Source organism: Leptothoe sp. EHU-05/26/07-4, from assembly GCF_043421015.1.
Taxonomy (GTDB): Bacteria; Cyanobacteriota; Cyanobacteriia; order Phormidesmidales; family Phormidesmidaceae; genus Leptothoe; species Leptothoe turfae.
Window position 1 is genome coordinate 1947657 of the sequence record NZ_JAXSQV010000007.1, and the last position, 15350, is coordinate 1963006.

General features: G+C 48.9%; 14 protein-coding genes. 7 read left to right on the forward strand and 7 right to left on the reverse strand.

Annotated features, from left to right (window positions below):
* Positions 1 to 38 precede the first annotated feature (38 nt).
* Complete coding sequence (gene tnpC, locus U2F10_RS33035) at positions 39 to 1529, forward strand: IS66 family transposase (protein WP_499870809.1); 1491 nt, start codon at positions 39 to 41, stop codon at positions 1527 to 1529.
* 6 nt (positions 1530 to 1535) lie between these two features.
* Here tnpC and U2F10_RS33040 read toward each other — a convergent pair whose 3' ends face one another.
* Positions 1536 to 1937, reverse strand: a complete 402-nt coding sequence (locus tag U2F10_RS33040; protein WP_499874439.1) for a two-partner secretion domain-containing protein — start codon at positions 1935 to 1937, stop codon at positions 1536 to 1538.
* A gap of 303 nt (positions 1938 to 2240) precedes the next feature.
* On the opposite strand from U2F10_RS33040, the gene U2F10_RS33045 reads away from it, so the two are divergent.
* The 5 genes from U2F10_RS33045 to U2F10_RS33065 all read left to right on the forward strand — a co-directional run bounded on the left by U2F10_RS33045 (position 2241) and on the right by U2F10_RS33065 (position 6924).
* Positions 2241 to 2930: a hypothetical protein gene (locus U2F10_RS33045; RefSeq protein WP_499874440.1), complete on the forward strand. Its 690-nt coding sequence runs from the start codon at positions 2241 to 2243 to the stop codon at positions 2928 to 2930.
* A gap of 198 nt (positions 2931 to 3128) precedes the next feature.
* Positions 3129 to 3788: a response regulator transcription factor gene (locus tag U2F10_RS33050; RefSeq protein WP_163671334.1), complete on the forward strand. Its 660-nt coding sequence runs from the start codon at positions 3129 to 3131 to the stop codon at positions 3786 to 3788.
* A gap of 12 nt (positions 3789 to 3800) precedes the next feature.
* Positions 3801 to 5675, forward strand: coding sequence for a CHASE2 domain-containing protein (locus tag U2F10_RS33055; RefSeq protein ID WP_499874441.1), 1875 nt, complete (start codon positions 3801 to 3803; stop codon positions 5673 to 5675).
* A 128-nt stretch (positions 5676 to 5803) separates the two neighbouring features.
* The gene (locus U2F10_RS33060; RefSeq protein ID WP_163671332.1) at positions 5804 to 6037 is read left to right on the forward strand and encodes a hypothetical protein; all 234 of its coding nucleotides are present in this window, start codon (positions 5804 to 5806) and stop codon (positions 6035 to 6037) included.
* A 26-nt stretch (positions 6038 to 6063) separates the two neighbouring features.
* Positions 6064 to 6924, forward strand: a complete 861-nt coding sequence (locus U2F10_RS33065; RefSeq protein ID WP_499874442.1) for a DUF928 domain-containing protein — start codon at positions 6064 to 6066, stop codon at positions 6922 to 6924.
* 41 nt (positions 6925 to 6965) lie between these two features.
* Here U2F10_RS33065 and U2F10_RS33070 read toward each other — a convergent pair whose 3' ends face one another.
* Entirely contained in the window at positions 6966 to 9563 is a 2598-nt protein-coding gene (locus U2F10_RS33070) for a CHAT domain-containing protein (protein WP_499874443.1), read from the reverse strand.
* 287 nt (positions 9564 to 9850) lie between these two features.
* The gene (locus tag U2F10_RS33075; RefSeq protein WP_499874444.1) at positions 9851 to 10009 is read right to left on the reverse strand and encodes a hypothetical protein; all 159 of its coding nucleotides are present in this window, start codon (positions 10007 to 10009) and stop codon (positions 9851 to 9853) included.
* 418 nt (positions 10010 to 10427) lie between these two features.
* Here U2F10_RS33075 and U2F10_RS33080 point away from each other — a divergent pair, with 418 nt between their 5' ends.
* A complete protein-coding gene (locus tag U2F10_RS33080) occupies positions 10428 to 12116 on the forward strand; it encodes a ShlB/FhaC/HecB family hemolysin secretion/activation protein (RefSeq protein ID WP_499874446.1) in 1689 nt (562 codons plus the stop codon).
* Positions 12117 to 12179: 63 nt separating this feature from the next.
* Here the strand turns inward: U2F10_RS33080 and U2F10_RS33085 are convergent, their stop codons facing one another.
* From U2F10_RS33085 to miaB, 4 genes are all read right to left on the reverse strand, one after another.
* Positions 12180 to 12818, reverse strand: a complete 639-nt coding sequence (locus U2F10_RS33085) for a vWA domain-containing protein (protein WP_499874448.1) — start codon at positions 12816 to 12818, stop codon at positions 12180 to 12182.
* 113 nt (positions 12819 to 12931) lie between these two features.
* Positions 12932 to 13447 carry a GNAT family N-acetyltransferase gene (locus U2F10_RS33090; protein ID WP_163671326.1) on the reverse strand — a complete coding sequence of 172 codons (516 nt, stop codon included), beginning with the start codon at positions 13445 to 13447 and terminating at the stop codon, positions 12932 to 12934.
* A gap of 17 nt (positions 13448 to 13464) precedes the next feature.
* Positions 13465 to 13863: a hypothetical protein gene (locus U2F10_RS33095; RefSeq protein WP_499874449.1), complete on the reverse strand. Its 399-nt coding sequence runs from the start codon at positions 13861 to 13863 to the stop codon at positions 13465 to 13467.
* 92 nt (positions 13864 to 13955) lie between these two features.
* Positions 13956 to 15308, reverse strand: a complete 1353-nt coding sequence (miaB, locus tag U2F10_RS33100; RefSeq protein WP_163696536.1) for a tRNA (N6-isopentenyl adenosine(37)-C2)-methylthiotransferase MiaB — start codon at positions 15306 to 15308, stop codon at positions 13956 to 13958.
* Positions 15309 to 15350 lie beyond the last annotated feature (42 nt).

Consider the following 15350-nt stretch of genomic DNA (forward strand, 5'->3'; position numbering starts at 1 on the left):
TAGGGTCCGTCGTACGTGAGCTTCGCTAAGTTGGTGGCATGAGTGAAGAGATCGAAATTGCTGGAGTCAAGGTACCAAGAGCGGACTGGGAGGCAACCCCAGCAAGTATCCGTGCATTGGTGCTGGTTCTTAGCGAGCGCTTGAAGCAACAAGATGAGCGTTTAAGCCAGTTAGAAGAACGATTGAATCAGACCTCACAAAACTCATCAAAACCCCCTTCGAGTGATGGATTCAGCAAGCCTTCAGACGGTAAAAAGAAATATAAAAAGCGGTCTCCACTAGGCCAACCAAGATCGTCACCCCGTCAGGCTCGTAAACTCAAACCCAGCGACGAGTGTGACCAGGTGCATGACGTGATGCCGTCGACGTGTGCAGACTGCGGTGCACCGTTGAGTGGTCACGATAGTCATCCCCACCGTCATCAAGAAATCGAACTACCGCCGATGGAGCCAATGGTGATTGAATATCGCCTGCATCAACTCAGTTGCGGTGTCTGTGGTCAGGTTACCCGAGCGGCTTTACCGCCAGGGGTATCGCCCTTGGGCTATGGGGAACGATTAAGTGCAATCGTGATGCTGTTGAGTGGCCCGTATCGTCACAGCTATCGTCAAGTGTGCGCGCTCATGGCGGACCTGTTTAGCGTTCGTCTCTCTCGTGGGAGTGTCGGTCGCTTGCGCAATGAAATGAGCGACGCCCTCAGCGTACCCGTGGCCGCTGCCAAGGACTATGTTCACACCCAGCCAGTGCTCCATAGTGATGAAACCAGTTTTCCTCAAGGGAATCGGGATGGTCGAAATCCCAAGCAGACGAAAGGATGGTTATGGGTGTTGGTGACACCCCTAGTGAGCTTTTTTGAGGTTGTTCTGAGTCGGTCTCAGAAGACCGCAAAAGGTCTGATTGGTGAATCCTATGAAGGTATCGTGGCCTCTGACCGCTACAGTGCCTATAACTGGATTGCGTTAGACCATCGGCAAGTGTGTTGGGCTCATCTCAAACGAGACTTAACAGCAATGACAGAGCGTATGGGTGTTTCTCACGAGATTGGGAAAGCGTTGCTGCGTCGCCAGCGTCGGCTGTTTCGGTGGTGGCATCAACTGAAAAATAACACGTTGTCCCGTGAGCAGTTTATCCGTCAAGTCACCCAGCTACGGCAAGGATTCAAAACGACGTTAGAAGAGGCTGCTTCACTACCGATTGACCCTCATGAAAAATCTCCGTTGGCGAAGACCGTCAGAACCTGTCGTCGGTTGCTCAAGGTCGAACCTGCGTTATGGACCTTCGTTGCCATCGGAAATGTTGAACCCACCAATAATGCGGCTGAAAGAGCCTTGCGGCCAGCGGTGATTTGGCGGAAAACCAGTTTTGGTTCTCAAGCTCAACACGGTAGTCAGTTTGTTGCACGCTTGTTGACCGTCACTGCCTCGCTCAAGGCTCAGGGCAGAGATATGCTTGATTTCCTCGCTCATGCCTGCTTGGCTGCACGAACTGGAAAAGAGCCTCCTTCGTTGATTCCACAAGATCAACGCTAGGGACGGTTACGTCACATCTAAACTGACATCTGGCCCAAACACAATGCCATTGGGGTTAATCAAAAATAAATCAGCCGTGCCATCCACACCCAATGTGCCAAAAATGTCGGAGCGATTGTTGCCAGTCACCCGACTTAAAATTGATTCAATCCCTGCTGGATTGGCAAAGTACACTCGCTGATCGTTAGCGACCGTAAACGCATCAAAGCTGTGGAATAAATTTGGACCCCGTGCAGCACCTCCCTCAATTAAGTCTGCTAGGTTACCTTTTACCAACACGTCAGTTGAGACAACAGAACCTTCTGCCCCTAGGGTTTGATCTGGAATGAGCTGTGCCTGGATTGGCTCACTCCAAAGGGCTGCAACCGCTGCTAGCAAACAGGACCAATATAATTGAGGGCTTGACATACACAAGTCAGTAACCGGCAATAACAGAAATCTACCATGGCTTTTTGATGCCTGATGCTACGGACAGATGCCACTCAACAAAACGTTGTATGCACCTGTTGCAAGCATCTACTGTTTTTGTCATGACCATTGACTTTACGGATGATAAAGCTGTCATATGCACAAATAGACAGCGGCGATGGCAGAAACAGGCAATGGGACTTGGCTTAAATCAGCACTGAGCTTGGGCACAAGCGGAACATCATAGGTTTGTGGGCTCGTTACGATCGCAACAAAGAGTTACATCAGTAAGTTGAGGTTTTTGTGATAAAAGCACTTGTAGGGCCAACCGCACTCTATCTCCTCATTCAACGATGGCTACGTCAGCGTCAAGCCTGGCAGTGGTGGCACGATCAACAAATCGCCCGACTCCATAAACAGGCAGAATCCATTCGAGATAACTTACTACAAGAAACGTTTGCCTTTCGACGCTATTTAGAAACCACGTTAACAACTCAGCCCGATGCAGAACAAGCTGAACAATGGTTAGAACGCTTTCAACTGTTTTACGCTGACTTAGAAAAACTGAGTAATCAGCTATCTCCACCGTTTATTGCTGACAGTTTTCCTTTAGCACTACAGCTGATGATACAAAATTGGCAATGCACTCAACCCGGTCTGAGCGTAAAGCTAGAGGTTTTATCAGACTGGCCTGAACAATCCTTTAACAAGAATCAGATTATTCTCTCAGTGATTACAGGATTGATTGAATTACTGATACCTGTGGAAAACTGTACGCAGCAGCTTTCCATAAGCCTAGAGCATCACCATAAGCGATACACTCTGACCTTGAAATACCTCGGCTATCCGTCTATGGATGGCAAATCTTTGATAAATACCCCCGAGATAAAACATCTTAAGGAAATTTTCCATACCTTAGCAGCAGGTCGTTTAGAGATTGTCACTGATAAATTTGGTCTCAAAGGCCAACTGCAATGGCCAGCAGATGACTAACCGTTAATTTGAGTGATTGAAATGGGTACTCCATGATGTTAAATATCACGGACGTCTAACTTAAATCAGTCGAAATTACCGTGTGGATGCCAGCAGCAGCTCTGGGGTTAATCGTATTCTTTATTTTACAATCTAACTAATTTTGATAGGCCACTTGTCTATATAAAGGATGGGTAACTCCAAGGAGATCACTGGAACATGGCTCAAGCATCTACAAAGACATTTGTGGTGGTAGATGATCACGATTCGGTCTTAGAGGGCACCTGCCGTGTATTAAAAGCTCAATATCCGGATGCGCACATTGCAACTACGGGTCAAGCAGATGGTGTTGAAGCTTTGATCCAGGATGTTCAGCCTGATTTGGTAGTGATGGATTTATCAATTCCTGAACGAGAAGGAGATAAAGCACAGACTGAGACGGGCTTACATTTATTGCGATCGCTACTGCAAAATCATCCTACACTCCACTTCGTCATACAAAGTGCCCATGTAAAAAGCCTGGTGCGGCTCAAGTCCATGATTGACAAACACCAAGCTGGCTTCACCATTGCCGACAAAAGTCTATCAAGTTCTGAAATGCTCATTAAAATTGACTGGGCTTTGAATGGACTCCTCTACACCCCCCCCGAAATGCGATTGGGTATCGAGGTCAAACCCGAATGGTTGCAGGTGCTACAGCTAGCATTTACCAACGGCTTAACTGACAAAGCTATTGCCAAGCAAATGAATGTGGCGGAAAGAACCGTCCGTCACTATTGGACCAGAGTGCAGGATGCCCTTGGCGTTTACCCTGATGAAGGCACCAATATTCGCATCCAAACCTACAATAAGGCCCGTCAGATGGGTCTGTTGGACTGAGTGTAGTTACCGATGAAAGTCTCCTGGTCTTCTCCTAGTTGGCAACTCAGGCTTTTGCCAGGGTTATCTATCACTGGGTTCATTGTTTTGACAAGACTACTGGGTTTGCTGCAGCCCCTAGAGTGGAAAACCTTAGATCTCAGTCTAAAATGGCGGCCTGCTGAAGCCACTGACCCACGCATTACCTTACTTGCGATTACCGAAGAAGACATTCAAACAGCCCTTGATTATCCCATCTCGGATCAAGCCCTATCAGAATTTCTTGAGACTGTGCAATCCTATAGCCCTCGCGTAGTGGGCCTGGATATTTTCCGAGATCAGCCGGTGGGTGATGGCTATACAGCTTTGGCCCAAACGCTACAATCTTCCGACAATATTGTTGGCATTCACAAAATCGATCCCCGGGCCACCGTCCCACCGCCCCCATCGTTACCCGACAGTCAGGTAGGGTTTGCCGATGCCCTCGTCGATCAAGATGGTTTCTTAAGACGGAGCCTTTTAGGGGCAGCCGACAAAGCGGGAAACTATCAATTTTCATTCACCATTCAGTTGGTGTCCTCCTATTTGGCTAACGATGGCCTCAGCGTCGAGAATGGCATGCGCGATCCTGAAACCATGCGATTTGGGTCAACAGAAATTCCTCGCTTTCAGAGCAACACAGGGGGCTATATTCGTGCCGATCGAGGCGGGAATCAAACCTTAATCAATTTTCGAGCGGGGACTCAACCGTTTGAAAAAATCACCTATAAAGCCTTGATGGCGGGTCAGGTAGAATCAACGCTAATACAAGATCGCCTGGTGCTCATTGGCTACACGGCAGAAAGTATTAAGGACTTTGTCAGCTCAGCGGCCATTGCGGGGGTTACCCCCAGCCTGGTGCCTGGTATGGATGCTCAAGCCCATGCAGTTAGCCAAATTTTGAGTGCCGTCATCGACGGTCGACCTTTTTTGCGTGGGATGCCAGATGGGATTGAATATCTTTTAATTTTGGGCAGTGGCTTAGGCGGTATGATTCTGGCCCAATGGGAACGGAAACCAGCCGTGCATTTTCTGGTGATTATCGTCATCAGCGGCGTTATTTTACTCGTCAGCTACGGGCTGCTGCTGACAAGCTGGTGGCTGCCCGTTGTCCCCGTCGTGGCTGCATTTTTATTGAATGCGGCTGTACTGTACCCGTTTTATCAAGCCCAGGCTCAGTTGCGATCGCAACTCAACGATCGTCAAAAGCTGATTAACCAAACCTACAACACCATTCATAATGGCCCCCTGCAAACCCTGGCCAAAATGATCAGCACCTGGCCAGAAAGCCAGCCAGCCCCAGACGCCCTACGCCCTGAGCTACACACCCTAAATCGGGAACTGCGCGATATCTATGACACCATGCGTCAGGAAATATTGTTGCCCACAGGTCAGCTAGTATTAACCGGGCAACAATCCATTGATTTGCAAATGCCCCTAGACGAGCTACTGCGCGAAGCGTACCAAATCACCCTAGAGCGCCATCGAGAGTTTTTTGAACCCATACTGAAAATTGTTGCCTTTGAACCCCTGGACGATCAGCAGTTGAGTATTGATCAAAAACGAAATTTGGGACGCTTTTTAGAAGAAGCCTTGATCAACATTCAGAAATACGCTCACGGTACAACCCGACTCACCATCGACTGTCGTCAACGGGATGGCAACAACGTTATTCGCGTCCTCGATAATGGGAGCGGCCTTAAACCGTCTGCACCCAAGACGTTAGGAGGGTATGGCACTAAACAAGCAGAAACCTTAGCCCGTAGTCTCAATGGCACATTCAACCGCACCCACCACAAACCTAAGGGTGTTTGCTGTGAGCTGCGCTGGCCTATTTATCGGCCTCTTTGGCAACGATGGTTGCCTTAAGTAGCCGATAGTTGCATATTTCTGCCACGAAGTTAGACAAACTTGGCAACGAATTTGTCTGGTTTCTTGCATGTGTCTGGTCAGCAGCTTCCGTACAGTAAAGTCAACGACGTAAGGAAGTTAAGGCCATGCAAATCGACAGTTTAAGTGATCTAATTCAAAAAGGATTTTTACTCCTGTTAAACTTTGTGGATGACATTGCAATTTTTACACTGACTCGTTTAGGTTGGCAGTGGGTTTGGTTAGAGTGGTTAAGTACAGCTTTGCTAATCATTACCCTGGTGTATTGGAGTATCCGTCTCTGGAAATACTGCAAACATCTTCAACGTCAGCACTGTGTGCCCAGAGTTGAAATCGTTTAGTTGCTTAGGTCAGTTCATCTACGACTATGATTGCGCCCCAATATCGTTCTGCATTGCTAAGGTTTACGTCGTTTTTTATCCTTAGTAGTTGGTATTTATCACCTGTAAGCGATGGGGCTCCGCAATTTAACACCGTAGAAACCGATACTTATCATCACGCTCAAGCTGAATTCACACCGCCTGATGATGCTGACATCGACAGGGATTCCATTATTACCTCCACTGGCACGTATTTTCGTCCCCCTACGGATCCAACGCCCACATCGGCTCCCCGCACGTCTACAGGCACTCGTCGTGGCGGCTGCTTAGGTCCCACGGCCACAGCATTTACCATCTTTGGACCCAATACTCCCGATACAATTTTGGGTCGTACTACATCTGAGTCTCCTGTATTTGTCTGGCATCTACCTGAAATCGACGCAACGTTTCCAATTATTTTTCGCCTGTTGGCCCCAGATGAGAACGATATTCCCATTCCCATCTATGAGAGCAGCCTCACCTATAGTGCTGGGTTTATGACCCATCAGCTACCTCCCTCGGTAGCTACGTTATCAACGGGTGTGGAATATCGTTGGCAGGTGATTATTGAGTGTAATCCTGAGTATCCAGCCCAAGCGATGCTACAGGAGCTGTCGTTTGAGGTGGTCCCTGATACTGTTGAGCTCTCTCAGGCATTGGCAACCGCTACTACAGCGACTGAAAGAGCCGTAGCCTATGGACAGGCTGGGGTTTGGTACGATGCGATCGCACAGGTTGCCCAAGCAACAAGCTTAGGCGAACAAGAAACCCGCAGCGGTCTGCTCACCGATTTAGCCATGTCCCTGCCACCAGAGTCAGATCAGATCCGTCAAGACATTTTAGAAATCGTCGCAGCGACTGCGCCTTAAAGCCAGCTTTTGCCTTAAAGCCAGCTTTTTAAAACCAGCCCTTAGAGCCAATTGCCAATCAAGATAAACGGAGCCCAACGATAGGGGTGGGCTTTCAAAATATCGCCTGACTTTAACATGGCTATCTGGGCCTGTTGCAAAGCCTCAGCCTTAGTTAATGCTGGCTGTTGCAGCTGATCGTAAAACATCGAAACAATCTCAGGGGTGGAATCATCACTGACGGCCCATAGGGTGGCCACCGCACTACGAACACCGGCCCGCACCGCAACACCGGCCAGCCCTAACGTAGACCGATTGCCGCCAATAGCCGTATCGCAGGCTGTGAGGGTCAATAATTCAATGGGCTCTCGGGTCGGGTCATTAACATTCCGAATCAACTGATCCAATTGTCCAATGGTGAGAGTCTCGTTGTACTGCTCCGTTGCATCCTTAGCGCCTACCACTACGAAGTTATCTTCCGGTGCAAAGCCAAAGGTACCGTGGGTAGCCATATGCAAGATCCGGTAATCGTCTGCGACTAATGCCGCCTGCAAAGTATCGATAGAAAAATTATCGTTTAATAACGTTTTTGTATTGGGTAGCTGCTTAGAGAGTAAGTCCAGCTCTCGCTCTACGGCAGGTAAGGCAGCAAAGGGTCGCTGGGGCACTTCAGAGGGTTCACTCACCCCCACCAGTAAGGCGTTTAACCCACGGCGTTCTAATTTTTCTGGTGTAGTCAGGGTCAAACTCGGGGTTGTCGCCACTGCAAACTTTTCAATCAAAAACTGACTGCCGTCGTATAAGGCAGCCATCGGCACACTACGCAGCAGTCCATCATTGACAAAGACCAGGGTTTTTACATCTGCCAAATCTGTCTCAAACGGTTGAACTAGCCACTGATACAGCTGCTGGGCTGGCTCGGTATTAAAGCTATAGTCCCGTGCCCCCAGTTCTAAGCTACGGCGAAATTCATTGACCTGATCTTCGACCACAGCTGAAGCAACTGGAATTTGCACAATTTCTCGGGCTCCTCCCGGAAGACTCATGATCACCGTGAGCTGATCATCAGATAGTGCGGTGCTCACAACCCCCGTTGCATGGCTCTGGCCCACGGCATCAGCTCGCACTTCGGCAGGCACAATCACACAGTCATTGGCAAAGTAACTCTGTAGCTCCGCCACCTTGAGAGAATCTAGCGTGGTCAATACCTTTTCTAACTCTGCAAAGGCAACGTCATCCTGATTTAGGGTGACTGCTTTAGGCACACTTTCCAGACTTAGAGCAGCATACTGCCGATAGATCGGCTCTACCGTATCTCGAAAATCAAACTGTAGATCGCGATTGGCATTCAAGATATCACTACGGATTTCTTCTAATAATGCAACGGCCTGACTGTAAGACTGTTCTGCTTCACGGTGCTGGTCTAATTCGGTGTAGATGCGACCTAACTGCCATTCCCAAAGATACAGGCTATCCTGGGCAGCCCGATCTTGATCCGCCGCTAGACGGGCCTGTTGAGTTTTTGCGATCGCAGCTTCATAGCGTTTAGCCCGTTCATCTAAGGTACCTAGTTTCCCCAAGGCAAATGATGTAATTCTGGGGTTCTCAGTTGCTTTGCCAATGGCTAAGGCCTGTTCCAACAGTGCCGTAGCCTCCTTCTCGGTCACCGCAGAAAGCGGTTCACGGCTTAAAATTGCCTGGGACTGACGTACAGTTAACGGATCTAACAAGTCAGCGAGTCTAATGGCTGCAAATGCCTTTGCTTTTGAATCGGGCAACTGCTTGAGACTCGATAGCGCCAACTGACGATAGCGGTCAACGGCATGGTTATCCTCCGCCCTTTCATAGGCTGAAATCAGGTTCAGCAACGTCAATAACTCTGTTGCACTTCGCTGTTGCCCAGTGGCTAACCCATAGCTTTCTTCAAAATAAGCAATGGCTTGGCCGTTGAAATCGTCAGCTTTAGCCCTTAATACAGCGATACTTCGTTTTGTAGCTTTGCGCTCTGTCGCTTCCTCTGCTCGGCGATAATTTACCAAAGCCAGGTTCACATAGGTATTCCCTAAACTGTTAAGCAGTGACGCCTCTAACGCTTGGGCACCAGTCTCACGGCTCAAGGCATATCCTTGCGTGAGGTAGGTTTGTGCAGCCTCTGTATTGCCACTCGAACGATAGGCTTCGCCTAAACTCCCCAAAGCTGTAATTTGACCAAGACCATCCTCTAATGCAATGGCTATCTGGAGCGCACTGCCAGTTTTACAATCTCCCTGGTTAAAGGCAGTGCCACAGAGTAAGGAAATCGCTCGGCGGTGTTGACCCAAACGGCTATGGGCCTGGGCTTGTTCAGTGATTAAGCGACCTAATTTCTGGCGATCCCCAAGGGTTTGAACGGTATCAATGGTCTGTTGCCAATGGCTAATTTCTGCCGATGTGCGGCCCATTTGTTGATAAGCCCGTGCCAGGTTCTCGTTAACAATGGCTAAGGCGGGTAAGTCTTGCGTAGTTGTATAGGCCTTGTGGGCCGCAAGCCAAGGGTCAATGGCTGCCCTAAAGTGACCAGCTTGATAGTAGTCAACCCCCGTTTGCACCAGCTGACGTGCATCCGTTGCCTGGGCAATGGGGGCAGCTCTCGTAAGCGGATGCCCTAGCCACAGGGCCACGCACAAGCTCAACGCACATAGCCCTATATAGACACGATGGATAGATAACCGTAAACCAGAGCAACGCATTTAAACAGCTGGGGATAAAAGGCAAAAGCGAGTTTGTTATTCAGGGTATCAGATGTCTTTTGGGCATGGGCGTGACGGGACATTTTTGCAATACGTCGTTATGATTCTCCAGATATATGGCTGTATGTCACCTTAAGGAACTACACAAAAATAAAGACCCAGGTTGGGGCTGGAGATGGGTGGATGAGTGATAATTTTCCCTTAAACACCTGAGGGCTCTACCGACTAATTAATGGGGCGTCATAACAATCAGTATCGACAAGAAACATAGCCACATCTCCTGTTGATATTTCTGCATAAACAACACAGCACAGTGCAACCATGCCAGCAATCATGATAAGAGCTGGCAAGATTTTTTTAACCTTATTTTCTCTCATGGGTAAGGCCGGGGAAGCAACCAATGAGAATGAGTTATCTCATTGCTATGTAGCAACGATAGAAGTATTGAAACCCCTAGTCAGCTCAGGATCCTGAAACGATGGCTGTTCAAAACAGAAGCGTTCCTGGCATAAATCGGCAATGTTCAGATAAGTTCCGTGAGATAAATTCCGTGGCATCTGAGCATGACAGATTCGCTTGGGAGCTGCTTGCACTGTTAACCACAATCCAGATCCCCCCTTAATAGAGGTATTACATCAATTTTTTCAACAATAGTAGGCCCCTAAATAGTTCATATCTTGCGAATATCGTATGATATGCAACGATTCATCTTGCTTAGTACGGACAAATACGGTTGTGCATAGCCCTCCCATAGTATTCGCCATCTTTAGCTGTCTAGCCATTACAAGTTACGGCATGCCGGTTACCGCACAGACGGTTGCCCCTGCACAGCCTGCACCTCCACCCAATATTCCATCTCCCGAAGAGCAATCACTACCGTCTCCAGAGACGATTCCAGAAGAGGTTCCATCGTCTCCAGAAGAGGTTCAAATAGAAATTGAACAGCCATCTGTCAATCCGCCAAATGTCTTAAATTTAGATGTCTGTCCACCCTTAGCTGAGACCTCAGAACTGTCGTTTCTGGTGACTGAAATTAGGGTGGTTGGTAATACGGTACTAGCAGACCAAATTGCTAAGCAGGTGGATTGTTATTTGGGTCAAGAGATTCGATTATCGGATTTGTTTAATTTGCGATCGCGAATCACCAAACTCTACCTGGACGAAGGCTATATTACGTCTGGCGCATTTGTCCCCAACAATCAGGAATTGACCAATGGTAGTGTCGAGATTCAGGTAATTGAAGGAGAAATCGAAGAACTCCAGATCAATGGCTTAGATCGTTTACGGAAGGGGTATGTGAGCGATCGCCTAGCCCGTGCCATGGAGTCACCTTTTAGACAACAAGATTTAGAGAGAGGGCTACAGTTACTCCAGGTTGACCCGATGCTACAGCGGGTTAATGCAGAATTAACAGCGGGCAATGGTCCTGGCAAAAGCTTGTTAATTTTAGATTTAGAAGAAGCTGACACATTTGGTCTCTCTTTCGCTGGCGATAACTATCGTTCTCCCAGCATTGGCTCTGAAGGCATTAATGTAGGACTGTCTGTTAGTCATCCGTTGGGCATCGGCGATCGCTTCAATGCTAGCTATGGCAGGACGGAAGGTCTCGACCTATATGATGTGAGCTATTCTGTTCCGGTGAATGCCCAGGACGGTACGCTGCGCCTGAGGGCTAGCAACAGCGATAGCCGCATTGTGCAGGATGCCTTCCGCGATATCGACATTCGCAGTGAAACCACAACATTATCCGCTGGATTTCGTCAGCCCCTGGTGCGTACACCGTCAGAAGAGTTTGCGCTGGGCTTAGATTTTGATTGGAAACGTAGCCGCAGTTTTATTCTTGACGACATTCCATTTTCATTCTCCCTGGGTCCTGAAGATGGGCGATCTCAGGTCAGTGCGGTTCGATTTTATCAAGACTGGGTGAAACGCAGTCAGTCTCAAGTATTAGCAGCCCGCTCTCAATTTAGTGTGGGGTTAGACTTGTTTGATGCCACCGTCAATGATTCTGGCATTGATGGTCGTTTCTTTAGTTGGCTAGGCCAGTTTCAGTGGATTAAGCAGGTGTCTCCTCGATTTTTGATGCTGACCCGGGTCGGTGCTCAACTGACACCAGATGCTCTATTACCCATTGAGCGTTTTAGCTTAGGCGGCATTAGCACCATACGCGGCTACAGCCAAAACCAAATTGTCACTGATAATGCCATTACCAGTTCGATTGAGCTGCGGATTCCGATCACCAAAGACCCAAATAAGGTGCAACTGACGCCTTTCTTTGAAGCTGGGGTTGGCTGGAACAATGAAATCCCCGATCCCGATCCCGCCTTTCTGGCTAGTTTGGGGTTAGGGGTGCGTTGGGCCGTCAGTCCCTGGCTATCCATGCGGCTTGACTATGGTATTCCCCTAGTGGATGTGGATAATACAGGCGATTCACTACAAGAAGATGGCCTATATTTCTTGTTGGACTATAGACCTCAGTTTTAGGCCTGAGTTTCAGGTCTGAGTCTTAAGAAAAAAGAGATTATATTTGTGCAACCGCCATCACGACTAGTCCGTCAACACACCCATCAGGAATGTGACCAAGTCCTCTGAGGCGATCTGTTGAATTATCTTGTGATCAACAATGTCAAATTTTGCACCTTTCTCTCGAAGATTGTTGTCTAGGGTCACTAAAAACCCTTTAGTAATGTAGTCATCCCCCACTTGAACCCAGCCAATGCCCAGCTCATTGTTGTGGTCAAGCTTTTGGGAGGCGGCTACGATTTGTTTTGCGATCGCAAGCCGATCCGTGGGTTCATTGTCCATCAAAATCAAAACAATCTCACCATTTGCAGGCTGCTGACCCGCCGCCTTCTCATCAAAATACCGATCAAACACCGTCTGTAAGACTGGAGCCAACGCCACCTGCTCTGGCATGGGGGCCGAATCCATCAGGGACTGAAAGTTCTCAACATTTACATTTTGGTGGGCCTGAAAAGTATCGCCTGTGCCTCGATACACCGTTAATCCATTGGGTGCTAGTCCGTGACACTGTGCAGCAATCTCTAAAACCTGGGGGCGAGCCTGTTGCCATCGCTGGTCAAATCCAGGGGGCATACCCAGACGCTTTAACTGAGTAGGGGCATAGATCAATGTGTAATTACGGTTTTGTAACTGTGCAGGCAGGCTAGTACTGGTCTGTACCATCGTCAGGATCCTTATAGTAAATAGTATTCCGTATAGTGTTCCGTACCCTGATTAGGGTGCCCCTGAGTTCAAACTCTGATATCCAAGTATCTGAGAGTGATCACACAACGGTATTACCGCAGCCAGTTATCCACCGTCAATGCCCAGCGCTCATGGTCGCGCCACTCTCCATTGATTTTTAGATATTGGCGTGAGAATCCCTCATGGGCAAATCCCAATCGTTTGATCAACTTAATAGACGCTGTATTGCCCGGTTGAATATTCGCTTCGATACGGTGAAGCTTCAGGGAATTAAAGGCATGGTTAAGCACCAGCTTTACCCCCTCAGTCATCAATCCCTGACCCGCGTAGTCCACATTGCCGTAATAGCCCAGATAGGCATTTTGAAAGCTGCCGTAAAAAATCTGGCTTAAGTTGGCCACCCCTACCAAGCGGTGGTCAATAGCATGCCAGATCAGCATGCCTTCAAAGGGCTCCGTGTGACAGCGATGGATATAGCGCCTACATCCTTCCTCATTTTTGGCCGGTTCCGCCCAAGGAGAATGGTAGTCAGCACTACGCTGATGTAGATCGAGCAGCGTTGACCAATCATCATCGACCGGGGACCGAATATAAACACGAGGAAGCATGGTTTGAGTTAGCGAGTTCACATAGTCAATGCTTTTCTAACATCCGCCATAAACTTTGACTCGCTCTCGGCCACGCCATCAGACTCCAACAGTTCTTGCAAAGCATCCATGGCCGTTTGCCTAAAGTCTTCCTCCCCTAGACGCTGAGCAATGTCTTGCAAAAATGCAGCCAATTCCGAGGCATCGTCAATCACCGAGCGCACCCTAGGCACGGCTCTTTGCAGATAGCTACTGAGGGAAATACCGGACTCCCAGGTTAGCTTGTGAAACTCCTCATCCAAAAAGTCTTGCTCATCAATGGACAGCCTAGAGTCTGAGTACATGCCTAGCAGACATAAATCGACCATGGCCTCCCGCTGCATCTGGTTAACACTATTGGGCTGCCGATTGAATAACTTTTGAAGTAAAGCTCGCATCACATCCTCCGAAGTTACCTGTAGACGCTGAGATCATTCCCAAAGTTAGTACTTCAAACTCAGATGCAAAATTTCGTACAAACGGAAGTTGATTAAGCCTCGACCAACACGTTTACCCGTTCCCCTGTGAGGCTAAAGGCCCGCACTTCGGTAATGTTTACTTCGATAATTTTGCCCTTGAGTTCATTGATATCCCCCCCACAGAATGTCAGACGATTGGTGCGAGTTCGACCCATGACCTGGTGGGGATTTTTGGGGTTTACATCTTCAATCAGTACCCGTTCAATCCGATTTGCATACCGATGGGACCGCTCAGCCGCTTTGATGGAGACCAGATGATTCAGCCGTTGCAGTCGATCGCTCTTAGTGGCTTCGTCTAGCTGGCTCTCCCATAGGGCGGCTGGCGTATTGGGGCGAGGGGAATAGGCAGCCGTATTTAGCTGGTCAAAGCCGATGTCTTCCACCAGTTTTAGGGTGTTTTGAAACTGCCCCTCGGTTTCCCCGGGGAAACCCACAATGGCATCGGCGCTGATGGCCGCATCTGGCACGTAGCGACGCACCGTGTCGATAATGCGGCGATATTTCTCCTGGGTGTAGCCCCGTGCCATGGCTTTGAGTACATCGTTATCACCGGACTGGAAAGGAATATGGAAATGTTCACATACCTTGGGCAGCTCAGCACAGGCCTTAATTAAACGCTCTGTAAAATAGCGGGGATGGCTGGTGGCAAAGCGAATCCGCTCAATGCCGGGGACATCATGGACGTAGTAAAGCAAGTCTGTGAGGGTATTCTGACGGCGGCCCTCAGGGGTAATACCGGGCAAGTCACGGCCATAGGCGTCAATATTTTGGCCCAGCAACGTTACCTCGGTGTAGCCTTGCTGACCCAGCAGCTCCATTTCAGCTCGGATAGCCTCAGGGGTGCGGGACTGCTCAATGCCACGCACACCGGGTACTACACAGTAGGTGCAGCGTTCGTTACAGCCATAGATGACATTTACCCAAGCACTAATTTTGCTATCGCGTCGGGGCTTGGTGATGTCTTCCATAATGTGGACCGGCTCGGTAGCCACCACCTGATTACCGCTAAAGACCTGCTCCAATAAGTCACTCAGACGGTTGGCATGCTGCGGCCCCATCACCAGGTCCAGCTCAGGGACGCGACGCAGCAGCGCTTCCCCCTCTTGCTGAGCCACACAACCTGCCACAATCAGTGTCACATTGGGGTCTGACTGCTTACGCTTTGCCTGCTTACCCAGGTAGGAATACACCTTCTGCTCGGCATTGTCACGAATGGTGCAGGTGTTGTACAGCACCACATCCGCTTCCAATGGGTTTTCTGTCCAGTTCATCCCCATGTCATCGAGGATGCCAGCCATGCGCTCAGAGTCGGCCTTATTCATCTGGCAACCAAACGTAGTGATGTGATAACGACGCTTATCCATGGGGTCTATTCAAGAAAATACTGGAATTCAGGCAAAAATTTT

Bases quoted from the DNA above. Each gene is read 5' to 3' on its own strand.
- tnpC (WP_499870809.1), top strand. From the start codon at position 39: ATGAGTGAAGAGATCGAAATTGCTGGAGTCAAGGTACCAAGAGCGGAC.
- U2F10_RS33040 (WP_499874439.1), bottom strand. From the start codon at position 1,937: ATGTCAAGCCCTCAATTATATTGGTCCTGTTTGCTAGCAGCGGTTGCA.
- U2F10_RS33050 (WP_163671334.1), top strand. From the start codon at position 3,129: ATGGCTCAAGCATCTACAAAGACATTTGTGGTGGTAGATGATCACGAT.
- U2F10_RS33055 (WP_499874441.1), top strand. From the start codon at position 3,801: ATGAAAGTCTCCTGGTCTTCTCCTAGTTGGCAACTCAGGCTTTTGCCA.
- U2F10_RS33060 (WP_163671332.1), top strand. From the start codon at position 5,804: ATGCAAATCGACAGTTTAAGTGATCTAATTCAAAAAGGATTTTTACTC.
- U2F10_RS33065 (WP_499874442.1), top strand. From the start codon at position 6,064: ATGATTGCGCCCCAATATCGTTCTGCATTGCTAAGGTTTACGTCGTTT.
- U2F10_RS33075 (WP_499874444.1), bottom strand. From the start codon at position 10,009: ATGAGAGAAAATAAGGTTAAAAAAATCTTGCCAGCTCTTATCATGATT.
- U2F10_RS33080 (WP_499874446.1), top strand. From the start codon at position 10,428: ATGCCGGTTACCGCACAGACGGTTGCCCCTGCACAGCCTGCACCTCCA.
- U2F10_RS33085 (WP_499874448.1), bottom strand. From the start codon at position 12,818: ATGGTACAGACCAGTACTAGCCTGCCTGCACAGTTACAAAACCGTAAT.
- U2F10_RS33090 (WP_163671326.1), bottom strand. From the start codon at position 13,447: ATGCTTCCTCGTGTTTATATTCGGTCCCCGGTCGATGATGATTGGTCA.
- U2F10_RS33095 (WP_499874449.1), bottom strand. From the start codon at position 13,863: ATGCGAGCTTTACTTCAAAAGTTATTCAATCGGCAGCCCAATAGTGTT.
- miaB (WP_163696536.1), bottom strand. From the start codon at position 15,308: ATGGATAAGCGTCGTTATCACATCACTACGTTTGGTTGCCAGATGAAT.